22 protein-coding genes and 1 pseudogene are annotated in these 21,551 nt (G+C 60.2%); 12 read left to right on the top strand and 11 right to left on the bottom strand.

The features are described from left to right. The first annotated feature begins 26 nt into the window (after nucleotides 1-26). Nucleotides 27-959, top strand: coding sequence for a proline iminopeptidase-family hydrolase (locus JBE38_RS19050; protein WP_060753194.1), 933 nt, complete (start codon nucleotides 27-29; stop codon nucleotides 957-959). A 99-nt stretch (nucleotides 960-1,058) separates the two neighbouring features. On the opposite strand, the gene JBE38_RS19045 is transcribed toward JBE38_RS19050, so the two are convergent. Beyond that, complete coding sequence (locus JBE38_RS19045; protein WP_205344876.1) at nucleotides 1,059-2,561, bottom strand: nucleobase:cation symporter-2 family protein; 1,503 nt, start codon at nucleotides 2,559-2,561, stop codon at nucleotides 1,059-1,061. 158 nt (nucleotides 2,562-2,719) lie between these two features. Between JBE38_RS19045 and JBE38_RS19040 the strand changes: the two genes are divergently transcribed. Beyond that, nucleotides 2,720-3,553 carry a nucleoside-binding protein gene (locus JBE38_RS19040; protein WP_198761438.1) on the top strand — a complete coding sequence of 278 codons (834 nt, stop codon included), beginning with the start codon at nucleotides 2,720-2,722 and terminating at the stop codon, nucleotides 3,551-3,553. 15 nt (nucleotides 3,554-3,568) lie between these two features. Here JBE38_RS19040 and punC read toward each other — a convergent pair whose 3' ends face one another. Then, nucleotides 3,569-4,753, bottom strand: a complete 1,185-nt coding sequence (punC, locus tag JBE38_RS19035; RefSeq protein WP_205344875.1) for a purine nucleoside transporter PunC — start codon at nucleotides 4,751-4,753, stop codon at nucleotides 3,569-3,571. Nucleotides 4,754-4,875: 122 nt separating this feature from the next. Between punC and punR the strand changes: the two genes are divergently transcribed. Further along, nucleotides 4,876-5,790, top strand: a complete 915-nt coding sequence (gene punR, locus JBE38_RS19030) for a DNA-binding transcriptional activator PunR (protein ID WP_161548798.1) — start codon at nucleotides 4,876-4,878, stop codon at nucleotides 5,788-5,790. Between the two features lie 121 nt (nucleotides 5,791-5,911). Here punR and JBE38_RS19025 read toward each other — a convergent pair whose 3' ends face one another. Next, a complete protein-coding gene (locus tag JBE38_RS19025) occupies nucleotides 5,912-7,081 on the bottom strand; it encodes an aspartate aminotransferase family protein (protein ID WP_205344874.1) in 1,170 nt (389 codons plus the stop codon). 103 nt (nucleotides 7,082-7,184) lie between these two features. Between JBE38_RS19025 and JBE38_RS19020 the strand changes: the two genes are divergently transcribed. Next, entirely contained in the window at nucleotides 7,185-8,090 is a 906-nt protein-coding gene (locus JBE38_RS19020) for a LysR family transcriptional regulator (protein ID WP_205344873.1), read from the top strand. Here JBE38_RS19020 and JBE38_RS19015 read toward each other — a convergent pair. Continuing rightward, nucleotides 8,087-8,710: an HAD family hydrolase gene (locus tag JBE38_RS19015; RefSeq protein WP_161548795.1), complete on the bottom strand. Its 624-nt coding sequence runs from the start codon at nucleotides 8,708-8,710 to the stop codon at nucleotides 8,087-8,089. The genes JBE38_RS19020 and JBE38_RS19015 overlap by 4 nt on opposite strands. A 146-nt stretch (nucleotides 8,711-8,856) precedes the next feature. Beyond that, nucleotides 8,857-10,050: an enoyl-ACP reductase FabV gene (gene fabV / locus JBE38_RS19010; RefSeq protein ID WP_205344872.1), complete on the bottom strand. Its 1,194-nt coding sequence runs from the start codon at nucleotides 10,048-10,050 to the stop codon at nucleotides 8,857-8,859. Nucleotides 10,051-10,313: 263 nt separating this feature from the next. On the opposite strand from fabV, the gene JBE38_RS19005 reads away from it, so the two are divergent. Both JBE38_RS19005 and ppnN read left to right on the top strand, forming a co-directional pair. Beyond that, nucleotides 10,314-11,138: an aspartyl/asparaginyl beta-hydroxylase domain-containing protein gene (locus tag JBE38_RS19005; RefSeq protein WP_126870899.1), complete on the top strand. Its 825-nt coding sequence runs from the start codon at nucleotides 10,314-10,316 to the stop codon at nucleotides 11,136-11,138. Between the two features lie 151 nt (nucleotides 11,139-11,289). Next, entirely contained in the window at nucleotides 11,290-12,663 is a 1,374-nt protein-coding gene (gene ppnN, locus JBE38_RS19000; RefSeq protein WP_060753184.1) for a nucleotide 5'-monophosphate nucleosidase PpnN, read from the top strand. Nucleotides 12,664-12,682: 19 nt separating this feature from the next. Here the strand turns inward: ppnN and JBE38_RS28075 are convergent. Then, a pseudogene (locus JBE38_RS28075) lies at nucleotides 12,683-12,788 on the bottom strand (RidA family protein); the annotation flags it as partial. Between the two features lie 160 nt (nucleotides 12,789-12,948). Here JBE38_RS28075 and JBE38_RS18995 point away from each other — a divergent pair. The 3 genes from JBE38_RS18995 to JBE38_RS18985 all read left to right on the top strand — a co-directional run bounded on the left by JBE38_RS18995 (nucleotide 12,949) and on the right by JBE38_RS18985 (nucleotide 14,043). Further along, a complete protein-coding gene (locus tag JBE38_RS18995) occupies nucleotides 12,949-13,206 on the top strand; it encodes an AbrB/MazE/SpoVT family DNA-binding domain-containing protein (RefSeq protein WP_126870803.1) in 258 nt (85 codons plus the stop codon). Beyond that, nucleotides 13,203-13,598, top strand: coding sequence for a PIN domain-containing protein (locus tag JBE38_RS18990; protein ID WP_161548793.1), 396 nt, complete (start codon nucleotides 13,203-13,205; stop codon nucleotides 13,596-13,598). Before JBE38_RS18995 ends, JBE38_RS18990 begins: the two co-directional genes overlap by 4 nt. A 100-nt stretch (nucleotides 13,599-13,698) precedes the next feature. After that, nucleotides 13,699-14,043, top strand: coding sequence for a hypothetical protein (locus tag JBE38_RS18985; RefSeq protein WP_060753317.1), 345 nt, complete (start codon nucleotides 13,699-13,701; stop codon nucleotides 14,041-14,043). Nucleotides 14,044-14,050: 7 nt separating this feature from the next. Here the strand turns inward: JBE38_RS18985 and JBE38_RS18980 are convergent, their stop codons facing one another. Continuing rightward, nucleotides 14,051-14,380 (bottom strand): YXWGXW repeat-containing protein, encoded by a 330-nt coding sequence (locus JBE38_RS18980; protein ID WP_060753181.1) that lies wholly within the window; start codon nucleotides 14,378-14,380, stop codon nucleotides 14,051-14,053. Nucleotides 14,381-14,508: 128 nt separating this feature from the next. Further along, nucleotides 14,509-15,405: a LysR family transcriptional regulator gene (locus JBE38_RS18975; RefSeq protein ID WP_198761432.1), complete on the bottom strand. Its 897-nt coding sequence runs from the start codon at nucleotides 15,403-15,405 to the stop codon at nucleotides 14,509-14,511. Between the two features lie 50 nt (nucleotides 15,406-15,455). Here JBE38_RS18975 and JBE38_RS18970 point away from each other — a divergent pair, with 50 nt between their 5' ends. Next, nucleotides 15,456-16,169 carry an NADPH-dependent F420 reductase gene (locus tag JBE38_RS18970; protein ID WP_275113243.1) on the top strand — a complete coding sequence of 238 codons (714 nt, stop codon included), beginning with the start codon at nucleotides 15,456-15,458 and terminating at the stop codon, nucleotides 16,167-16,169. A gap of 66 nt (nucleotides 16,170-16,235) precedes the next feature. Here the strand turns inward: JBE38_RS18970 and mqo are convergent, their stop codons facing one another. Further along, nucleotides 16,236-17,882 carry a malate dehydrogenase (quinone) gene (mqo, locus tag JBE38_RS18965; RefSeq protein WP_060753178.1) on the bottom strand — a complete coding sequence of 549 codons (1,647 nt, stop codon included), beginning with the start codon at nucleotides 17,880-17,882 and terminating at the stop codon, nucleotides 16,236-16,238. A 484-nt stretch (nucleotides 17,883-18,366) separates the two neighbouring features. Here mqo and JBE38_RS18960 point away from each other — a divergent pair, with 484 nt between their 5' ends. Further along, nucleotides 18,367-19,554 (top strand): MFS transporter, encoded by a 1,188-nt coding sequence (locus JBE38_RS18960; RefSeq protein WP_205344871.1) that lies wholly within the window; start codon nucleotides 18,367-18,369, stop codon nucleotides 19,552-19,554. 76 nt (nucleotides 19,555-19,630) lie between these two features. On the opposite strand, the gene JBE38_RS18955 is transcribed toward JBE38_RS18960, so the two are convergent. Together JBE38_RS18955 and JBE38_RS18950 are read right to left on the bottom strand one after the other, a co-directional pair. Continuing rightward, entirely contained in the window at nucleotides 19,631-19,852 is a 222-nt protein-coding gene (locus JBE38_RS18955) for a hypothetical protein (protein ID WP_060753176.1), read from the bottom strand. A gap of 128 nt (nucleotides 19,853-19,980) precedes the next feature. Continuing rightward, entirely contained in the window at nucleotides 19,981-20,385 is a 405-nt protein-coding gene (locus tag JBE38_RS18950) for a MerR family transcriptional regulator (RefSeq protein ID WP_205344870.1), read from the bottom strand. Nucleotides 20,386-20,459: 74 nt separating this feature from the next. Between JBE38_RS18950 and JBE38_RS18945 the strand changes: the two genes are divergently transcribed. Continuing rightward, entirely contained in the window at nucleotides 20,460-21,539 is a 1,080-nt protein-coding gene (locus JBE38_RS18945; protein WP_205344869.1) for an SDR family oxidoreductase, read from the top strand. Nucleotides 21,540-21,551 lie beyond the last annotated feature (12 nt).

Here is a 21,551-nt window from a genome sequence, read left to right as displayed (position 1 = left end):
TCCTTTTTTTCACAGCAGGGTACGAAATGGAATTCATCGACAAAGTCCGCGAAGGCTATGCAACCTTTGGCGCCTACCAAACCTGGTACCGCGTCACCGGCGACCTGAGCAGCGGCCGCACTCCCTTGGTGGTCATCCATGGCGGCCCTGGTTGCACCCATGACTATGTCGACGCCTTCAAGGACGTCGCCGCCAGCGGCCACGCGGTCATTCACTACGACCAACTGGGCAATGGCCGCTCCACCCACTTGCCCGACAAAGACCCATCGTTCTGGACCATCAGCCTGTTCCTCGAAGAACTGAACAACCTGCTGGACCACCTGCAAATCAGCGATAACTACGCGATTCTCGGCCAATCCTGGGGCGGTATGCTCGGCAGCGAACACGCGATCTTGCAGCCCAAGGGCCTGCGTGCCTTTATCCCGGCCAACTCGCCGACCTGCATGCGTACCTGGGTCAGTGAGGCCAACCGCCTGCGCAAATTGTTGCCGGAAGGCGTGCATGAAACCCTGCTCAAGCATGAACAGGCCGGCAGCTACCAGGACCCGGAATACGTAGCCGCTTCGCGGATTTTCTATGACCAGCACGTATGCCGGGTCAATCCATGGCCGGAAGAAGTGGCGCGTACCTTCGCCCAGGTCGATTCAGACCCGACGGTGTACCACGCCATGAGCGGCCCGACCGAGTTTCACGTCATCGGCAGCTTGAAAGACTGGAACGTGATCGGCCGCCTGTCGGCGATCAACGTACCGACGCTGGTGATCTCCGGTCGGCACGACGAGGCCACGCCGCTGGTGGTCAAGCCGTTCCTGGATGAGATCGCGGACGTGCGCTGGGCACTGTTCGAAGATTCCAGCCACATGCCCCATGTGGAAGAACGCCAGGCGTGCATGGGGACCGTGGTGAAGTTCCTGGATGAGGCGTGTTCGGTGCCGCACAACGTACTGAAAGCCAGTTGAGATCCAAATGTGGGAGCGGGCTTGCTCGCGAATGCGGTGGGCCAGTTACACATGTGCTGACTGACACTCCGCATTCGCGAGCAAGCCCGCTCCCACATTTTAGACTTCGCTAGTCTCAGGTCTGGATGTTTTCCTGGCGGCATCGGGCACCAACGGAATCTCCTTCCCCTCAGCGTCAAACAACTTGCCGCCACTGAAGTAATCCCCATCGCGCAACGCCGCCACATCGTGGAAACACAGACTGCGCTCCGTCCCCGCCACGAACACCGATTGCTGGTCCGAGTTACCGGCGGTGAAGTGGTTGAACGCCAGGTTCAACAAAATCGCCATGATCGCTGACGAACTGATCCCCGAATGGAAAATCGTCGCAAACCAGGCAGGAAAGTGATCGTAGAAACTCGGCGCGGCGATGGGGATCATGCCGAAGCCGATCGAAGTGGCGACGATGATCAGGTTCATGTTGTTGCGATAGTCGACCTTGGACAAGGTGCGAATACCACTGGCCGCCACGGTGCCGAACAGCACGATACCGGCGCCACCGAGTACCGAGGTCGGCACGGCTGCGATCACCCGCCCCATGAAGGGCAGCAAACCGAGTACCACCAGGAATACCCCACCCGTGGCCACCACAAAACGACTTTTCACACCGGTCACCGCCACCAGCCCGACATTCTGTGCGAACGCGCTCTGCGTGAAAGAGCCGAAAATCGGCGCGAACATGCTCGACAGCATGTCAGCCCGCAGGCCATTACCGAGACGCTTGGAATCGACTTTGGTATCGATGATCTCGCCCACGGCGAGGATATCCGCCGAGGTCTCCACCAACGTCACCATGACCACAATGCACATGGAGATGATCGCGGCCACATGGAAAGTCGGTACGCCGAAATGCAAAGGTGCCGGGAAACCGAACATCGGCCCCTGGGTCACCCCGGAAAAATCCGCCATGCCAAGCAATACCGCGATGACGGTGCCGATGACCATCGCCAGCAGGATCGACAGGCGCGAAATGGTCGCACTGCCGATCTTGCTCAGCAGCAGCACCAGAACCAGGGTCAGCGCGGCCAGGCCGATATTCGCCATGCTGCCGAAATCGGCTGCACGGCTACTGCCGCCCATGGCCCACCGCGCCGCAACGGGCATCAGGGTCAGGCCGATGGTGGTGATGACAATGCCCGTCACCAGCGGCGGGAAAAACTTGGTGATCCTTGAGAACACTGGAGTGATCAACAACCCGATAAACGACGCGGCCATCACCGCCCCGAGAATCGCCGGCACGCCACCGGCGCCATCACTGCCGACAATCGCCACCATCGTCGCCACGCCAGCGAACGACACACCCTGCACCAGCGGCAGCTGACAACCGAAAAACGGCAGGCCAAGGGTTTGCAACAAGGTCGCCAGACCACCGGCAAACAAGGATGCCGCGATCAGCAGACCGATATCTGCCGGGGATAACCCGGCTGCCTGACCGACGATCAACGGTACCGCGACAATGCCGCCGTACATGGTGAGCACGTGCTGCAGGCCGTAAGCCATGTTAGCAGCGACGCCGAGATTTTCATCTTCCGGCCGCTGCGATGACGCCTTCGGGATAGTCATGGTGAGGGGTTCTCTGTTTTTGTTGTGCGAGCACTGTATGCAATGTTAGGACTGGATGTCCATAGAGTTGTATACAATCAATCGAACAAGATACCCTCCAACGGCGTTACAAAAATAATCCGGCCGTCACGAGCCTGAACGCCACAGGACCTATAACAATGAAAAAAACACTGCAAGGCGCCACCGTTGCCCTCACCCTCCTCGGCGGCGGGGAGGCCGTGGCGTTGGAATGGATGAACAACAGCGTGGGATTTCGCTACGGTGAACACTTCACCAACCCGAACAACCCCAATGATTTCAGCAAGCGCATCTACAGCTTCACCCACGCCAGCGGCTACCAATACGGCAGCAACTACCTGAATCTCGATGTGTTCCTTTCCGACAGCCGCGACCCACGCAAGGGTACCGACCAGGGTGGCAGTGAGGTGTATGCCGTCTACCGCCACCAGTTGTACGCTTCGCGGGTATTCGACGTGCCGCTCGGCACCGGGTTGGTCAAGGACTACGCATTGACCCTGGGCTTCGACGCCAACCGCAACAACAACTTCGCCTCGGCCAGGAAGCGCGCGCTGGTGATCGGCCCGACCTTGAAATTCAACACCGTCGGCGTGCTGGACCTGAGCCTGATGTACTACAAGGAAAGGAACCACACCGGCATCCCCGGCGCGAAAGAATCCAATCACACCTTCGACGATACCTACATGCTCAACCTTGCGTGGATGCGCCCGTTTGAAGTCGCCAGCCACGCGGCCAAATTCCAGGGTTTCATCAATTACGTCGGGGAAAAAGGCGAGGACTACCACGGCCGCGACACCGCCCCGGAAGCCTTGATGCGCACGGCACTGATGGTGGCGGTGCGGCCGGGCAAAAGCGTCAAGCCAAACCTGTATCTCGGGGTAGGCTACGAGTATTGGTACAACAAATTCGGCGTAGACGGCGGCCGGGGTAGCCGCACATCCACGCCGACGCTGAATATGGAAGTGACGTTCTAACGGAAGGAACCCAGCTCAAGCACTGGCCAATTCCGAATCATCCGTCTTGCGCCGCGCCAGCCAGTAACCCAACACCGCCAGCGGTGCGGTCGCCAGCATCACGATCACGGTAATCAGCAGCGGCTGTTCAAGCATCGACGAGACCAGCAGGCTGCTGAGAAAGCACAGCCCCAATTGCAGGGTGTTTTGCAGGGCTGCCGCCTTGCCGGAATTTTCCGCAAACGGCATCAGCGCATTCGCCACCACGATGGGGTAACTGGCACCGTTGACCAGCGCCATCAGGCAGAACGGAATCAACAGCGTGGTGAGGGTCGGCACCGTCAACGTAGCGACCAGGTACAACGCCGCCATGCTGATGCAATAGGCCAGCAGCAACCAGGGCAGCAGGGTTTTGCCCTGGTAACGCTGCAGTGCACTGCGGCAGCTGTAGCCACCGATCAGAAACGCCAAGGTCGGCAGCACATAGCTCAGGCCAATGTCATTCGGGCTATAGCCCATGCCGCCAAGGATGAAGGGGGAAGCGGTCAGCCAGGCGAAGAAACTGGCGGAACACGCGGCGAAGATCATCACGTTGCCGGTGAACACACGGGAGGTCAGCAGGTGGCCGTAGCCAAGGCGTGAAGGCTCACCCTGCCCGGCCTGACGTGTCGGCATCTTGCGCAGGAACAGCGTCGGCAGCAGCAACAACAGCGACACCCCCAGCAAGACCCCGAAGATCGCCTGCCAGCCAAAGTGATTCAGCACCACGGCCCCCAACAACGGCGCCAGGGCCGGCGACAGCGACATCAGCGGCATGATGCTGGCGAACACACGGTGAGCCTGGTCAGCCGGATAGCGGTCGATCACCAGGGCCTGCCAACTCACGGCGGCGGAACACACGCCAATCGCCTGGATGAAGCGTAATGCCAGCAACTGCGGCGCGGTCTCGACCCAGAACATGCCCAGGCATCCCAACACAAACAGGCCAAGGCCCGTGAGCAGGATGGGCTTGCGCCCCAGGCGGTCAGACAACGGCCCCCACAGCAATTGCCCCACGGCAAAACCGGCGAGGAAAATACTCAAGCTGGCGCCCACGGCCCCCGCACCAATCTGCAACTGCTCGCCCATGGCGCCGAACGCCGGCAAATACATATCCATGGCGAGATAACCGAGCATGCTCAGCCCCGCCAGATACCCAGTAAAACCCAACGAATTTTTCATCGAAACCTTTAAGAACTTGCCATCAAACTATTTGTTGACCGGCGCCCATTATGAAGCTGACAGTTTTGCTGTGAAGCGATAATAATTGGACACTCATATCAATATTTTTGAAGGCAATTCCCATGTGGTCTGAATACTCCCTGGATGTCGTCGATGCCGTGGCACGCCATGGCAGCTTCAGCGCCGCTGCCCAGGAATTGCACCGCGTACCGTCGGCCATCAGCTATACGGTGCGTCAGATTGAAGAGTGGCTGGCGGTGCCGCTGTTTGTGCGACGCCATCGCGATGTCGAACTGACCCCGGCTGGTCGGCTGTTCATCGACGAAGCTCGCGGTGTGATGAAAAAAATGCTCGGCACCCGGCGTCTGTGCCAGCAAGTGGCGAATGGCTGGAGCGGCCAGTTGAAAGTCGCCGTGGACTCCATCGTCAAACCCCAGCGCTGCCGTCAGTTGGTGTTGGACTTCTACCGGCAGTTTCCCGAAGTGGAATTGCTGTTGGAGTACGAAGTGTATAACGGCGTGTGGGACGCCCTGGCCGATGAACGCACCGACATTGTGATCGGCGCCACCAGTGCGGTGCCGGTGGCCAGCCACTTCACCTTTCGCGACATGGGCTTGTTGAACTGGTTGTGCGTGGCCAGCGCCAGGCACCCGTTGGCGGCGATTGAGGGCTTGCTCAGTGACGATCAATTGCGCCCGTTCGCCTCACTGTGCATGACCGACACCTCACGCAACCTGCCCAAGCGCGACACCTGGACCCTGGACAACCAACGGCGCCTGGTAGTCCCCAACTGGGCCTCGGCGCTCGATTGCCTGCGTGACGGCCTGTGCGTCGGCATGGCGCCGGCGCATCAGGTATTGCCGTGGATCGAACGCGGCGAGCTGGTCGCGCTGCAATTGCACCGACCGTTCCCGGCCAGCCCATCGTGCGTGGCCTGGGCCCAGAACAAACTGTCGCCGGCCATGGCGTGGCTGCTGGAGTACCTGGGCGATACCGAGACCCTGAACCAGGAATGGCTCAACGGGCACGACCTTTAGAAGACGATGATGGTCCCCTGTGGGAGGGGGCTTGCTCCCGATAGCAGTGCTTCAGTCGACACACAAGCTGAATGACCCACCGCTATCGGGAGCAAGCCCCCTCCCACAGGCCGATGGTATTTCAAGCCAACAGGCGGCTGATCGCCCGCACGATCATATCGACCTCCTTGCCCTCCAGGGTCAATGGCGGCAACAGACGGATGATCTTGCCCCGCGTCACGTTGATCAACAGCCCGTGTTCCTGAGCGGCGCGCTGGGCCAGGTCGCGATAAGGGCTGGTCAGTTCGATACCGATCATCAAGCCCTGCCCGCGAATGGCCAGCACCTGCGGGTGTTCGCTCAACTCCACCCGCAGCCGCGCCAACAAGCGTTCGCCCTGTTGCGCGGCATTCTGCAGCAAGCCTTGCTCTTCAATAATATCCAGCACGGTGCAGCCCACACGGCAGGCCAACGGGTTACCCCCAAAGGTACTGCCATGGCTGCCCGGGGTGAACAACTGAGCCACGGCGGCACGCGCCAGGCAGGCACCGATGGGCACGCCGTTGCCCAGGCCTTTGGCCAGGGTCATCACGTCCGGGGTAATGCCTTCATGCTGGAAGGCAAACCAGGTGCCAGTACGGCCGATGCCGGTCTGGATTTCATCGAGCATCATCAGCCAGCCGTGGCGCGTGCAGTGCTCACGCAGGGCTTTCAGGTAGCCGCGCGGGGCAGGCATTACGCCGCTTTCGCCCTGGATCGGCTCCAGCAACACGGCCGAGATACGTGGGCCGAACTGTTGAGTAAGCGCTTCCAGGGCCGCCATGTCGCCAAAGCCCACTTTGAGAAAATCCCCCGGCAAGCGCTGGAAACCCAAGCGCACCGATGGCCCATCGCTGGCCGCCATGGTGCCGAGGGTACGCCCATGAAAGGCGTTTTCCATCACCACCACCAACGGCTGCTCTATGCCCTTTTTCCAGCCATGCAGCCGCGCCAGCTTCAGCGCCGTCTCGTTGGCTTCGGCGCCGGAGTTGTTGAAGAATGCACGGTCCAGGCCGGACAACTGGGCCAGGCGCCGAGCCAGCTGTTGTTGCCAGTCGATGCTGTAGAGGTTGGAGGTGTGCAGCAACAAACCGGCCTGTTCACGGATGGCCGTCACCAGTTTCGGGTGGGAGTGCCCGACATTGGTCACCGCCACACCGGCCACCGCATCCAGGTATTCACGGCCCTGCTGGTCCCACAGGCGCGTGCCCAGGCCACGAGTGAAACTCAGGGCCAAGGGTTGGTAAGTGTCCATCAGGCAGGCGGCGGTCATGGTGGCAGGCTCCAGTGCATCGTTGTGATGGATGCAGTATCGTTAGCCACTCATGCTGGATAAACTGTGCAATCGTGCAAGGACTTTAAATCAGGGCTTGATAATGGATTTGTTCCAGGCAATGACGGTGTACGTGAAGGTGGTGGAGGCCGGCAGCATGACCGCCGCCGCCCACGCCTGCGGCATGTCGACCACCATGGTCGGCAACCACTTGCGCGCCCTGGAACAGAGGCTGGGGGTCAGCCTGCTCAAACGCACCACGCGCAAACAGAGCCTTACGGAATTCGGCGGGCAGTACTACCAGCGTTGCCTGGAAGTGCTCGGGCTGGTGGCTGACTCGGAGCAGTGGGCGGAACAAGCCCATAGCGACGTCCCCAAAGGCACCTTGCGCATCACCGCCCCCCCGGTGTTCGGCACCGAACGACTGTCGCCGGCCTTGAGCGAGTTTTCCCAACGCTACCCGCTGATCAACCTGTACGTGGTCCTGAACAATCAACGGATGGACCTGGTCGACAGCGGCTTCGACGTGGCGATTCGCCTGGGCGAGCTGGAACCCTCAAGCCTGATCGCCAGGCCCATGCGCGACTACACCCTGACCCTCTGTGCCTCACCCATTTACCTGGCGCGACGCGGTACGCCGCTGGTGCCAGAGGACCTGCGACAGCACGATTGCCTGGCGTTCGCCTACCCCTCGACCGACGACTGGCGCAATGCCGACAAGCTATGGCGCATGACCGGCCAGGAAGGCGAAGTGGAAGTTGCCGTGTCCGGCTCGCTGACGATCAACAGCTCCCAAGGCCTGCACCAGGCGGCGGTCCAGGGCATGGGCATCGTGATGCTGCCTGATGCCCTCGTACAACCCGACCTGCAGGCCGGAAAACTGGTGGCGCTGCTGACCGACTATCAACTGCCCTGCCGCCCCATGCATCTGCTCTACCGCCAGGATCGCTATCGCCTGCCCAAACTGCGCGCGTTCGTCGACTTCGTCATGGAAAAGTGGGCGCGCTAGAACGCCACGCCCAACTCACGCAGACGCGCAGCCGTGCGCTCGGCCGACACGTGGTGAATACCCTGCCAGCCGAGTGCAACAGCCGCCTCGGCATTGCCGGCGACATCGTCGATAAACACCACTTCGCCTGGCTGGATATCCGGCAGATGCGCACGCACCTGGTCCAGGCTGGCGTGATAGATCGCCGCATCCGGCTTGATCTGCTTCAACTCGCCTGACACCACGATGTCGCGAAAACGTTGCAGGAACGGGTAGTTGGCGCGCGCATATGGGAAGGTTTCGGCGGACCAGTTGGTGAGCCCGAACAACGGCATGCCGGCTGCATGCAGCGCTTCGAGAATCGCCACGCCTTCCGGCAGCGGGCCGCGCAACATCTCGTGCCAGCGATCGTAGTAGGCCTGGATCAGGGGTTCATGTTGAGGGTATTGGCTGATCAGGCTGCGGGTGCCCTCCGCCAGGGTACGACCAGCGTCTTGCTCGGTGTTCCAGGCTTGGGTGCAGATGTTGTCGAGAAACCATTGCCGTTCTTGATCGTCGGCAATCAGCTTGCGGTACAGATGCAGCGGGCTCCAGTCGAACAGGACACCGCCAAAATCAAAAACGACTGCACGAATCGTCATCAGATCCTCCGTTAGCGTGGCTTGATAGCCGTAGGAGTCTGGCAGATTGTGAGCAAGGGTGGGAGCGCGAGGGAAGGTAGGAAACTTCCAATTTCAGACAAGGAAAAGCGGGAGGGGTACGCCCCCTCCCACTTTCAGGCTGCGTCTCAGGCTTGAATCAGGCCATTGATCTTCACAGTCGGGTTCACGTCGGCTTCGTAATCCACGCCGTCGATTTCAAAGCCGAACAAGCGCAGGAATTCCGCCTTGTAGCCGGCAAAATCGCTGATCTCGTTGACGTTTTCATCAGTGACCTGGTTCCACAGGGCCGCCACGGCGTCCTGGACTTTCGGTTCCAGCTCAGCCAGGTCGGCACGCAGGCGGCCGTCGGCGTCCAGCTTAGGCTCTTTGCCGTACAGGCTGTCCTTGAACAGGCCATAGACCTGCTCGATGCACCCTTCATGAGTGCCCTGCTCTTTCATCACTTTGAACAGCAGCGACAGGTACAGCGGCATGATCGGGATGGCCGAGCTGGCCTGGGTGACCACGGCTTTGAGTACCGACACACGGGCGTCGCCCTTCAGCGCAGCGAGGTTGTCACGCAGGGTCAGGACTTTTTTGTCCAGGTCTTTCTTGGCTTCGCCGATAGAGCCGTTCCAGTAGATGTCCTGGGTCAGCTTCTCACCGAGGTAAGTGAAGGCCGTGGTCTTGGCGCCTTCGGCCAGCACATCGGCGTCACGCAGGGCGTCGATCCACAGCTGCCAGTCTTCGCCGCCCATGACTTTCACGGTGCCGTCGATTTCTTCCTGAGTGGCAGGCTCAAGGGTGGTGTCGACAACAACGCCTTTGTCGGTGTTGATCCCGCGCAGGGTCACTGCCTTGCCGATTGGCTTGAGGGTGGAGTTGTGCACCACGCCTTGCGGGTCGGTACGGCGTGGCGCGGCCAGGCTGTAGACCACCAGGTCGATCTTGCCCAGGTCTTTCTTGATGGTTTCGATGGTCAGGCGCTTGATCTCGTCGGAGAACGCGTCGCCGTTGATGCTTTTGGCGTACAGGCCTTTTTCGACGGCAAACTTCTCGAACGCGGCGCTGTTGTACCAGCCGGCGGAGCTCAGCTTGCCTTCTTCGCCTTCTTTCTCAAAAAACACGCCCAGGGTGTCGGCGCCGCAACCAAACGCAGCACTGATACGCGCGGCCAGGCCGTAACCGGTGGAGGAGCCGAGGACCAGCACCTTTTTGGGGCCGCCTTCAATGGCGCCGTGCTTGGTTACGTAGTCGATCTGCTCTTTGACGTTCGCTTCACAGCCAACAGGATGAGCGGTCACACAGATAAAGCCACGAACCCGCGGTTTGATGATCATAAAAATTCTGCCTCTTCCAAGGTGCCGAAGGCCAATGGTGGCCATTCAACTTCAATCGTACCGGTCTATGACGTCCGAAAAACCGAAGCGTCACGATAGACGCAAATCTTCTGTTCTCAAAATTCAATGCATAAAGGCCAGCGCACTTGTAAAAAAATGTACCGGGGCTTCACAAATTCGCAATATTTAAACCGCCAGGCGCCGCTATAAAGTCCTATCATGACGGATTGTTTCGTTTTGTTTCGGGTCCGGAGCCATGTTTCATGAGTAAAAGTGCTGTTCGCAAAAAGCTGGTATCAGTTGCCTGGGTGCTTGGCGTTCTGCTGTTTATCTACTGTTTCCCGCGCACCAGCCTGGTGTTTCTGCTGCTGGTGGTGTTCTGCGGCCTGTACGATTTCCTGCGCAACGGCCTGTATGACCGCGACACCATCAAGAAGTATTTCATCGGCAACGGCCGCAATACATGGATATTGGCTCCGTTCAACACCTTGTTCGACCTGTTGAGCAGCCGCAACCGCCACGTCTACACCATGCGCGACCTGCCGCCGGCCTGGCGTGAGGACCTGCAACAGGTGATCAATGACGCCATGGCCAACAAGGATGAAATCATCAGCTACCTGGATGAACGCATGGCCGAGAAGAAACGCGGCATGTTGTTCTTCCAGTGGTATGGCCGACCGATCGAAACCACCCTGGATATCCCGCAGTTGCGCAAGAAGCTGCCATTTGTGAAGACCATCGGCGTCTCGGTATTCAACGAGAACCGCTCGACCTCCTTCCACTTCGGCCCCCTGCGCATGATGTTCCGCGTGCTCTACAACATGGCCCCGGCACCGCACCATGAAGGCGTCTACATCCAGGTGGGCAAGCACAAGCACTACTGGCACGACGACCCGCTGTTTATTTTCGATGACACGCTGATGCATGCGTCCTTCAACAAAAACGATGCAAAACGCTACTGCCTGTTCATCGACATCGTGCGGCCGACCCCGCTGCCGGGCGTGCTCAACGCCGTGATCTCGGGCTTTGCCGGCCTGGTCTTCACCCTGCGTCGGGTTTTCTACAAAAACTGGAAGCTGATTCAGTAAGTTCTGCGGCATGATGGTGCCGGACGGTGTTTGCGCCCAGCCTGTGAGGCGGCCAGAATAACCGTCCAGTGCGACCGAATTCGGGCGCCCATCATTCTCAGGCCATCGCCGCTCCCGTGGCAGGCGATGGCTGTGCTTTCAAGGAATCAGAATGCCCCAACGTCAAGTCATCAATGCCTCAGTCAGCCCCAAGGGCAGCCTCGAAACCCTGTCTCAACGTGAAGTGCAACAACTGAGTGAAGCCGGCACCGGCAGCATCTACACCCTGTTCCGCCAATGCGCCCTGGCCATCCTCAACACCGGCGCGCATATCGACAACGCCAAGACCATCCTCGACGCCTACAAAGACTTTGAAGTGCGCATCCACCAGCAGGATCGCGGCGTGCGCCTGGAGCTGCTGAATGCCCCGGCCGACGCGTTCGTTGATGGCGAAATGATCGCGAGCACCCGTGAGATGCTGTTCAGCGCCCTGCGTGACATCATCTACACCGAGAACGAGCTGGACAGCCAGCGCATCGACCTGAGCAACTCCCAAGGCATCACCGACTACGTATTCCACCTGCTACGCAACGCCCGTACGCTGCGCGCCGGGGTCGAACCGAAGATCGTGGTGTGCTGGGGCGGCCACTCCATCAACACCGAAGAATACAAATACACCAAGAAAGTCGGGCACGAACTGGGCCTGCGCAGCCTTGACGTGTGCACCGGCTGCGGCCCCGGCGTAATGAAAGGCCCGATGAAAGGCGCGACCATTTCCCACGCCAAGCAACGCATCATCAACGGCCGTTACCTGGGCCTGACCGAGCCCGGCATCATCGCCGCCGAAGCGCCGAACCCGATCGTCAACGAGCTGGTGATCCTGCCGGACATCGAAAAACGCCTGGAAGCCTTCGTGCGCGTCGGCCACGGCATCATCATCTTCCCGGGCGGCGCCGGTACGGCCGAAGAGTTCCTGTACCTGCTGGGCATCCTGATGCACCCGGACAACCAGGACCTGCCGTTCCCGGTGATCCTCACCGGGCCGAAACACGCCGCGCCCTACCTGGAACAATTGCACGCGTTCGTCGGTGCCACCCTCGGCGAGGCGGCGCAGAAGCACTACCAGATCATCATCGACAACCCAGCCGAAGTGGCACGGCAGATGACTGCCGGCCTCAAGGCCGTGAAGCAGTTCCGCCGCGAACGCAACGACGCGTTCCACTTCAACTGGCTGCTGAAGATCGACGAAGGCTTCCAGCGCCCGTTCGACCCGACCCACGCCAACATGGCCAGCCTGCAGCTGAGCCACGCGTTGCCGCCGCATGAACTGGCCGCCAACCTGCGACGCGCGTTTTCCGGGATCGTGGCCGGCAACGTCAAGGACAAAGGCATCCGCCTGATCGAACAGAACGGCCCTTACGAGATCCATGGTGACCCGGCCATCATGAAACCGCTGGATGAGCTGTTGAAGGCATTCGTAGCCCAACACCGCATGAAACTACCGGGTGGCGCGGCGTATGTGCCGTGTTATCGCGTGGTTCAATAAAAAGCTGGCTGAGTAATCCGCGCAGCACCGCCACACCCTTGATTTCCACCCGCGGGCCGGGGTGCGCCAGTTCGGCCACCCCGGCCGTGGTCCAGGGCGCAATGCCCAAGTGGGAAAAGGTGGTCGGTCATATGCTGTATCTCTTTGCAGGCGTTTTCGGGCGTGTCGACCGAATAAATCGGGCTATTTTTTTAACTGTCCCGATCAACTCACACCAGCAGAGCACCTATGGACCAACGGATCTTGTCCTCCATAATTCCTTACCCTAAGGTAAGGAGCATAACGATGGAGATATTCAATATGGCAACCGCCACACTGACCTCAAAAGGGCAAATCACCATTCCGGTCCAGGTCAGAACAGCCCTGGGCCTGGAAACCGGAGACCGCGTAGAGTTCGTCGAAATGGAAGACGGCCGGTTTTCCATCATTGCCGCCAGCAAAACCGTACACGCCCTCAAGGGTCTGGTCCGCAAACCTGCCAAGGCGGTCTCGATCGAAGAAATGAACCGCGCCATCGCCACACAAGGAGCAAAAGCCGGATGATCGGCCTGGATACCAATGTGCTGGTGCGCTACGTCACCCAGGATGACCCCGCGCAATCCCCCAAGGCGTGCGAGTTGATCGAATCGCTCACCACGCTTTCGCCAGGCTTTGTCAGCCTGGTGTCAGTGGTGGAATTGGTGTGGGTTTTACAAAGCTGCTACCAATGCACCAAAAGTGAATTGGTGACGGTTCTGGAGACGCTGTTGCGCACCCGCGAATTGATCATCGAACAGGCGGAAATCGTTTGGCAGGCACTGCGGCGATTCACCGCGAGCAAGGCCGATTTTGCCGACTGCCTGATCGAGCGCTGCGCCCATTCGGCAGGGTGTGAATACACCGCTACATTTGATCTGGATGCAGCCAAGGCCACCGGGATGAAACGCCTGAACTGAGCCATCGCGTTGCGGTGGCGCCCAGGCTTTGGTAAAACCGCAGTCAGACCTGATCAAGAGAAACACTCACGTGCACAAGCTGCTTTTCGCAATCTTGAGCATGGCCCCAGCACTGGCCATTGCCGACAGCATCACCTGGCCCGATCTGCCGCAAAGCTGTTTCGTCAGCGGCCGCTCTGCCACCAGCGTAGATGTCGATACGGGCTGTGCGGCCTTCCTGATCAACGTGAAAGGCAAGGCGGCGGGTACGCCGATCAAAGTGGATATCCCGCAGTACGCCTTGCACATCGACGAGGCCACCGGCAAGGAAACGCCGGTGATCATCATCCAGGCCGAAGAAAACGGCGACATCAAGGCCGTGGGCTATCGGGAGCTGGGCACCGAGCAACTCGGCGCGGCATTGCTGCGTGAGGTTCGGCTTCTAGGCACCCAGAAGCCGAGCTAGCCAAGGCTTAGCGGACCCAGCCGCCACCCTGCCAGTGGTAGCCGTCACTACGTTGCACCCAGTGCGGATGCACATAGCGGTAGCCTTCGCGAACCGGCTCCCAGTGGCCATGCACCGCCACGTAACGCCCGCCCTGCCAACGCCAGTAACCGCGCGACCAGACATAGCCGTAACGTACCGGCGGCTCGACCTCGATCACTTGAACCGGCGGCGGTTGCGGCGCAACGACCTCGACATACTCACGTTGTACCGGCCCGCGCTCATGCACCACACGCTCTTGCACACACCCGGATGCCGCGACGACGACTGCCGCCAATGCCGCATAACGTAGCAACATAAAAAACCCTCGGGCGTTATCGCCCCACAAACACGCTGAAAATTCCCCCTTCCTGCAGCCTCGCTCCTGCTTGGCTCTGAGTTCTTTTTAACAGGTAGTGTCTGTCGGCGGGCTGAACGGCGGGCGCCTTAAGGCGGGCCAAAACGTTGCACCACGGCTTCGACAAAACGCCGTAGCTTGGCCGTGCGCTGCCGGTTTGCGGTGTAAACCAGGTGCATCGGGCGACTCGGTGCGTCGAAGGCCGGCAATACACGCACCAGCTCGCCTCTGGCCAGCGCCGTACGCAAGAAATCCTCGGGGCCCAGGACAATACCAAAACCATCCAGCGCAGCCGACATCAAGGCCCGGCTTTCATTGATCCGCAAACGGCTGGAAACCGCCACCTCGTGAGTGGCCGCACCTTGGTGAAACAGCCATTTGCGATCTGCCGGGCGCGACCAGTAGGCGTAGCCCAGGCATTCATGCTGCTCAAGGTCTGCCGGTATCAGCGGTGTACCGCGTGCCGCGAGGTAAGCCGGTGCCGCGCAGACCACCAGGCGATAAGGTGCCAAAGGCCTCGCCGTAAGGCTGGTGGTGGCCAGCGGGCCGATGCGAAAGGCGACCTCATAACCTTCCTCCACCAGGTCGACGAAACGGTCTGTCAGGTGCAGGTCGATTTCCACCTCCGGGTGATCACGCAGGAACGCCGTGATCAGTGGCATCAGGCTATAGGAGCCAAACGTTACCGGGGCGGTGATCCTCAGCTTGCCACGCGGCGTGTCGTTCATGATCTGCGCGAGCGAGTCGGCGGCGTCGGCTTCGGTGAGGATGTGCTTGCAACGCTCGTAGTACGCAGTCCCCAGTTCCGTCAGGCTTTGCCGGCGTGTAGTGCGGTTAAGCAGGCGCGCACCCAGGCGCTGTTCCAGCGCGGTGACATGCTTGGCGACCATTTGCGGCGACATATTCAAACGCTCGGCGGCACGCGCGTAGGAGCCCGACTCGGCGGCCATGACAAAGGCGTGCATGCTTGAAAGACGGTCCATCATTGCCTACTCCCAGTAACAACATCGACACCAAAACGCTCATTTATCGACATTTGGTTGCCAATCATCATAACCGCTCCCCCGTTCACAGGAGCAAGGACATGAAGATTGGCGTAATAGGCGCAGGCTTTATCGGACGGGCCGTGGCCGAATTGGCCCTGGCCGCCGGGCATGAGGTGATGTTGAGCAACTCCCGTGGCCCGCAAACCATGAGCAGCGTGCTCAGTGGTATCCCGGGCGTGCAGGTGGGCAGCGCGGAGGATGCCGCCCGATTTGGAGATGTGGTGCTGGTGGCCATCCCCCTGGAGCACTACCGCAGCGTCCCGGCGCAATGGCTGGAGGGCAAGGTGGTGATGGACGCCAATAACTACTACCCGAACCGTGACGGGCATATCCCGGCGCTGGACCGCTTTGAAACCACCACCAGCCGGCTGCTCGCCGAGCACCTGCCGCACGCGCAGGTGGTGAAGGTGTTCAACGCGATATTTGCCCCCGACCTGACCCAGGATGCTCGCCCCCACGGTGCGTCGGACCGGCGTGCCCTGCCGGTGGCAGCGGACGATGCGGCCGCCAAGGCGCAGGTGATCAGCTTGCTCGACGAACTCGGCTTCGATGCCGTGGATGCCGGCGGGCTGGATGACAGTTGGCGCTTTGAACGGGGCAAACCCGCGTACTGCGTCCCGCTGGATCAGGCGGGCCTGAAAGCCGCGCTGGCCAAAGCCGAACGTACCGTCGAACTGCCTGCCGTCGAACGCACCCGCCGGTAAACGCCCGTGCACAAAAAAGCCCGCTGACCGTCACCGGTTCAGCGGGCTGTTTACATCAGGCTTGGCTTACAGCGCCAGGTCGGATGCAGGCTTGCTCGGCTCAGCCGCAGGCTTGGCAGCCTCGGTGGCCTTTGGTGCAGCCAGTTGCGGAATGGCTGGCGGAGGGGTCAGTTGCAGGACGCCGGCCGTGTAGGCCCATTCCTTGGCAACCGCCTCAGGGCTGTCATTCAGCTTGGTACCGTAGCTCGGTACGATCTGATGCAGCTTGGCCTGCCACTCAGGGGTCGCCACCTTGTCCTTGAACACTTTCTGCAGCACGGTCAGCATGATCGGAGCCGCAGTGGACGCGCCTGGCGATGCACCCAACAGGCCGGCGATGGTGTTGTCTTCGGAGCTGACCACTTCGGTACCGAGTTTCAGGACGCCGCCCTGCTCTTCGTCACGCTTGATGATCTGCACGCGCTGGCCGGCTTGCCACAGGCGCCAGTCTTCTTTCTTGGCGTTCGGGAAGTACTCTTGCAGTGCCTTGAAGCGGTCGTCGTCCGACAGCATCAGTTGGCCGGCAAGGTACTCGACCAGTGGGTATTCACGAATACCGACTTTGGTCATTGGCCAGATGTTGTGGGTGGTGGTGCTGGTCAGCAGGTCCAGGTACGAGCCTTCCTTGAGGAACTTGGTCGAGAAGGTTGCAAATGGGCCAAACAGGATCACGCGCTTGCCATCCAGCACGCGGGTGTCCAGGTGCGGAACCGACATCGGCGGCGAACCTACCGAGGCTTTACCGTAAGCCTTGGCCAAGTGCTGCTCGGCTACGGCTGGGTTATCGGTCACCAGGAACGAGCCACCCACTGGGAAGCCTGCGTATTCCTTGGCTTCAGGAATGCCCGACTTCTGCAGCAGGTGCAGTGCACCGCCACCGGCGCCGATGAACACGAACTTGGCGTCGGTTTCAGTCTTGGTGCCGTCTTTCAGGTTTTTGTAGCTCACACGCCACGAACCGTCGGCGTTCTTGGTGATGTCCTGCACTTCGCTCGACAGTTTCAGGTCGAACTTCGGCGTGGTTTGCAGGTGGGCAACGAACTGGCGGGTGATCTCGCCGAAGTTCATGTCGGTACCGATCGGAGACCAGGTGGCCGCGATTTTCTGGTTCGGGTCACGCCCTTCCATCATCAGCGGAACCCATTTGGCGATCTGCGCCGGGTCTTCGGAGTACTGCATGCCGGCGAACAACGGGCTCGCCTTCAGGGCTTCGTAGCGCTTCTTGAGGAACTTGATGTTGTCATCGCCCCACACAAAGCTCATGTGCGGTGTGGAGTTGATGAACGAACGTGGGTTCTTCAGCACGCCCTGCTGGACCTGCCAGGACCAGAACTGACGGGAAATCTGGAACGCTTCGTTGATCTCGATCGCTTTCGGGATCTCAACGACGCCGTCCTTGTTTTCCGGGGTGTAGTTCAGCTCAGCCAGGGCCGAGTGACCGGTACCGGCGTTGTTCCAGCCGTTGGAGCTTTCTTCGGCCACGCCATCAAGACGCTCGACCATCTCCATCGACCAGCCCGGCTCCAGCTCGTTGAGCCAGACACCCAGGGTTGCACTCATGATGCCGCCGCCGATCAGCAGCACATCGACTTTCTTTGCCTCTTCCGCGTGAACGGACGTGATCCCCATCGACAAAGCCAGCCCCAGCAGGGCAGTGTTTACTTTCTTAAACATCTGTAGCACCTATGATAAAACGCCATCCGCCCTGCCGCCCCTGATCCTGGGCAACCCTCGATCACGCTACGTCAGGCAACGTCGCGCGGGGTTCGCACAATCACATGAGGACCGCAGGGTGGGCACACAAGGCCGATTGGATCGGCCTCACTGTTATGTCCCTTCTGCGCTGACTTCTTATCATTATTGGCTTCAGCTACCTGGGCGACAGCCAACCGCCGGGACGTATACGGGTGTACGCACCAGGGCAAGACTAGACCAAGACGGCGCGCAGAATATCACGCTGAACAGTGTTTATGCGTCGTTTGGCCAATTGACAGCTCTAAATCGCCGGTTTTGGCGCGCGCGTGTCAAGCCTGGCAGGCGCGACGTGGAGTCACAGGGTTGGAACGTTTACGCAAAAGGCTGTTCTAGACAGTTTCGCCGCCGCTTGCGTAGCATCGACGGCTCTCCTTCGTGCGTTCCATCCACACTAGAGTTACCCATGACTATCCAGCAAACACCCGGGCATGTGCTGCCCGCGCGTAGCGCCGCCAAAATGGAAGCGGCCATGGCCGTGGGCGCTTTCGCGATCGGCACCGGCGAATTCGCCATCATGGGCTTGATGCCCGATATCGCCCACAATTTGAATTTGAGTGAACCGCAAGTCGGCCACGCCATCAGCGCCTACGCCCTGGGCGTCATGGTCGGCGCCCCACTGCTGGCGATTCTCGGCGCCAAGTTGCTGCGCAAACACATGTTGCTGTTACTGATGGGCCTGTATGCCCTGAGCAACCTCGCCACCGCCTTCACCCCGACCTTCGGCTCGCTGGTGGCCTTCCGCTTTATCAGCGGCCTGCCCCACGGCGCCTACTTCGGGATTGCCGCCGTGGTCGCCTCCAGCATGGTGCCCAACGATAAACGCGCCGGCGCGGTCGCCCGCGTGATGATGGGCCTGACCCTGGCCATGCTGCTGGGCAACCCCATCGCCACCTTCCTCGGCCAGCACCTGGGTTGGCGCTCGGCGTTCGGGCTGGTCAGCGTGATTGCCTTGTGCACCATCGCACTGGTCTGGCAATTCGTGCCGCACCGCCACGATGAACAACGCAGCGACCCGCGCAAGGAGATGCGCGCGTTCACCAAACCGCAAGTGTGGATGGCGCTGTCGATTGGCGCCATCGGGTTTGCCGGGATGTTCTGCGTATTCAGCTACCTCGCCCCGACCATGCTCGAAGTGACCCGAGTGTCGCCACAGTGGATTCCGTTCGGGCTGGCAGCGTTTGGCGTGGGCGGGATCATCGGCAACATTGCCGGCGGCAAGCTGTTTGACCGCCTGCAGTTTCGTGCGGTGGGCTTGATATTGGTGTGGTCGATGGCCGTGTTGCTGTTCTTCCCCTTCGCGGCGGCGTCGCTGTGGAGCGTGCTGCTGAGCATGGGATTGGTCGGCACCATGGTGGCCTTGGCGGCACCACTGCAGATCCGCCTGATGGACATCGCCCACGAAGCCCCGAGCCTGGCGGCGGCGTCGAATCATGCCGCGTTCAACCTGGCGAACGCACTGGGGCCGTGGTTCGGCGGCATGGCAATCACAGCGGGTTATGGCTGGACAAGCACCGGCTACATCGGCGCGGCGACCGCCCTGGTCGGCCTGGGCCTCTACCTCATCGCCCGCCGCATGAAAGGCGGCCACTGAAACGCCAACGGTGGGAGGGGGCTTGCTCCCGAGAGCAGTGGGTCAGTCAACGCACTAACGGCTGACCCAGCGCTCCTCAATCATCATGCAACAACCCCGACCCATACTCCCCATAACTGCTCCCCAGCCCACTGCCGCCAAAATTCATCTTGGCGGCTTTGCTCGGGCTATGGTCGCCAAACGCCTGGCATCCGCCCGAGAAACACGGGTCGCTGCTCACGCCGGACGACCCGGACGAACACGCGCTCAACAGCAACGTGCCTGCAACCATCACGATTTTGACGAGGTTCGAGATCATGTTTTCAGTTCCCTGTGAGCTGGAGGCGCGTGAGTCCTCTCTTGAAGAGAATCGTAGACTTCAAAGGCGCGGGGAATGATGAAATTTCACTGCACGACAGCAGGGGTTCAGGTTGCCGCCTTCGCTATCTAGACGCCAACCGTTGCAGGGGAAGTGTTGCTCAGTCGCTGAAGTTCAAGCTGCCTGGCCGCACTGGCCTCGAGGTTCGCGCGCTCTTGGTCCAGATACTGATAAATGCTTTGGAGGTTGGCGATTTTCTGCTGGATCTGCGCCATCTTCTTTTCAATCAACTTGGCGCCGTCAGCACAATCGATCAGCTGGTTGCGCTGCGCATCCAGAATCTCGCCTATTTCCGCGAGGGAAAACCCCATGCTTTGCGCACGCTGGATAAAGTCCAGGTCCTGCAGGGTTTGCTCGGTATAAATACGATAATTGTTGGTTCGCCGTTGCGCTGAGATCAAGCCGATCTGTTCGTAGTAACGCAGCGTATGGCGGCTGGCACCGCTGCGCACCTCAAGTTCGCCTATTTTCATGAAAACAACACTTGACTGTAGAGTTGGGTCGACAGTTTACGCTTGATTTCTCACCTGACCCAAGGAACATATAAATGAGCGTGGAGTGCTTCGTCACAGGGGGTACCGGCTTCATCGGCCAACATCTGGTGGCGCACCTGAGTGCAAAAGGTCACACCGTACAGGTGTTGATGCGTCGGCCAGAGCGCCTTGCCGCACTGCGCGAACAAGTCGACCAGTTGGGAGGGAACGCGTCCCGGGTATTGGCCGTGGCTGGCGACCTGGAGCAGGACAACCTCGGGCTGAGCCTTGCCGACCGCGAAAGGCTGAGGCAAGCCCGCGTGGTATTTCACCTGGGCGCCCACTTTGCCTGGGGGCTCTCATTGGAGCATTCACGTGCCGTGAATGTGGAAGGCGCCAAGCGCGTGGCGCTATTGGCGGCTGAGCAAAAAAGCCGTTTAGTGATGATCGGCGGTTTCATGCTGAAAAACCATGAACACCTGCAACGCATAGGCATTGATCCTCATCATCCGGAGCTGACCGATTGGCCCGCCCTCTACCGGCATGTCGGTGCCTACGAGGGGAGCAAGCTGGAGGCACACTTTGCGACCCTGGAGTTGATGTCCGCCAAGGGCGCAGACGTGACCGTCGTCCATCCTGCCACGGTGTGTGGCCACAGCCACACCGGCCATATCCTCGAAGGTCAGCCACTGATGGAACTGATACGAAGCCTTATGCAAGGAAAGCTGACTGCCGTGCCCGGCACCGCCGAACACTGGCTGCCGCTGGTCACCGTGGACTATCTGGTCGAGTTGGTGGCGGCCAGTGCTTTTGACCCGGCCATGAAGGGCCAGGAACTGCTGGCACTGGATGCCCAAACGCCCAACTTGCGCGAGCTTTTGGCACAGGTGGCACAAGCCATCAGCTTGAAGCCTCCCAGGCATCACATTCCGCTGCGATTGCTGAAGTGGCTGCTGAAGATTCCGCCCGTCGCGCGGTTTTTGAATACCAGTGTGGAGGCTTTGGACTTCATCCAGACCACGCGTTTTGATACGGCGGCGGTGGAGCAGTTTGCCAAAAGGCATGGGATAGCCAAACCGGATGTAGGTGAGGCTTTGCGGCGTACGGCGGTGTTCGTCAAGGCACAGGGCGTAGCCACGGGCGAGTCTCGCTGACTTGTCGCGGGC

Origin of the sequence: Pseudomonas sp. ICBG1301 (assembly GCF_016918385.1) — a bacterium.
Taxonomy (GTDB): Bacteria; Pseudomonadota; Gammaproteobacteria; order Pseudomonadales; family Pseudomonadaceae; genus Aquipseudomonas; species Aquipseudomonas palleroniana.
The sequence above is the reverse complement of the archived record's forward strand: the minus strand, read 5'-3'. Positions and strand labels throughout refer to the sequence as shown.

Coding starts and splice junctions, on each gene's coding strand:
- JBE38_RS19050 (WP_060753194.1), top strand. CDS start 27: ATGGAATTCATCGACAAAGTCCGCGAAGGCTATGCAACCTTTGGCGCC.
- JBE38_RS19045 (WP_205344876.1), bottom strand. CDS start 2,561: ATGACTATCCCGAAGGCGTCATCGCAGCGGCCGGAAGATGAAAATCTC.
- JBE38_RS19040 (WP_198761438.1), top strand. CDS start 2,720: ATGAAAAAAACACTGCAAGGCGCCACCGTTGCCCTCACCCTCCTCGGC.
- punC (WP_205344875.1), bottom strand. CDS start 4,753: ATGAAAAATTCGTTGGGTTTTACTGGGTATCTGGCGGGGCTGAGCATG.
- punR (WP_161548798.1), top strand. CDS start 4,876: ATGTGGTCTGAATACTCCCTGGATGTCGTCGATGCCGTGGCACGCCAT.
- JBE38_RS19025 (WP_205344874.1), bottom strand. CDS start 7,081: ATGACCGCCGCCTGCCTGATGGACACTTACCAACCCTTGGCCCTGAGT.
- JBE38_RS19020 (WP_205344873.1), top strand. CDS start 7,185: ATGGATTTGTTCCAGGCAATGACGGTGTACGTGAAGGTGGTGGAGGCC.
- JBE38_RS19015 (WP_161548795.1), bottom strand. CDS start 8,710: ATGACGATTCGTGCAGTCGTTTTTGATTTTGGCGGTGTCCTGTTCGAC.
- fabV (WP_205344872.1), bottom strand. CDS start 10,050: ATGATCATCAAACCGCGGGTTCGTGGCTTTATCTGTGTGACCGCTCAT.
- JBE38_RS19005 (WP_126870899.1), top strand. CDS start 10,314: ATGAGTAAAAGTGCTGTTCGCAAAAAGCTGGTATCAGTTGCCTGGGTG.
- ppnN (WP_060753184.1), top strand. CDS start 11,290: ATGCCCCAACGTCAAGTCATCAATGCCTCAGTCAGCCCCAAGGGCAGC.
- JBE38_RS18995 (WP_126870803.1), top strand. CDS start 12,949: ATGGAGATATTCAATATGGCAACCGCCACACTGACCTCAAAAGGGCAA.
- JBE38_RS18990 (WP_161548793.1), top strand. CDS start 13,203: ATGATCGGCCTGGATACCAATGTGCTGGTGCGCTACGTCACCCAGGAT.
- JBE38_RS18985 (WP_060753317.1), top strand. CDS start 13,699: ATGGCCCCAGCACTGGCCATTGCCGACAGCATCACCTGGCCCGATCTG.
- JBE38_RS18980 (WP_060753181.1), bottom strand. CDS start 14,380: ATGTTGCTACGTTATGCGGCATTGGCGGCAGTCGTCGTCGCGGCATCC.
- JBE38_RS18975 (WP_198761432.1), bottom strand. CDS start 15,405: ATGATGGACCGTCTTTCAAGCATGCACGCCTTTGTCATGGCCGCCGAG.
- mqo (WP_060753178.1), bottom strand. CDS start 17,882: ATGTTTAAGAAAGTAAACACTGCCCTGCTGGGGCTGGCTTTGTCGATG.
- JBE38_RS18960 (WP_205344871.1), top strand. CDS start 18,367: ATGACTATCCAGCAAACACCCGGGCATGTGCTGCCCGCGCGTAGCGCC.
- JBE38_RS18955 (WP_060753176.1), bottom strand. CDS start 19,852: ATGATCTCGAACCTCGTCAAAATCGTGATGGTTGCAGGCACGTTGCTG.
- JBE38_RS18950 (WP_205344870.1), bottom strand. CDS start 20,385: ATGAAAATAGGCGAACTTGAGGTGCGCAGCGGTGCCAGCCGCCATACG.
- JBE38_RS18945 (WP_205344869.1), top strand. CDS start 20,460: ATGAGCGTGGAGTGCTTCGTCACAGGGGGTACCGGCTTCATCGGCCAA.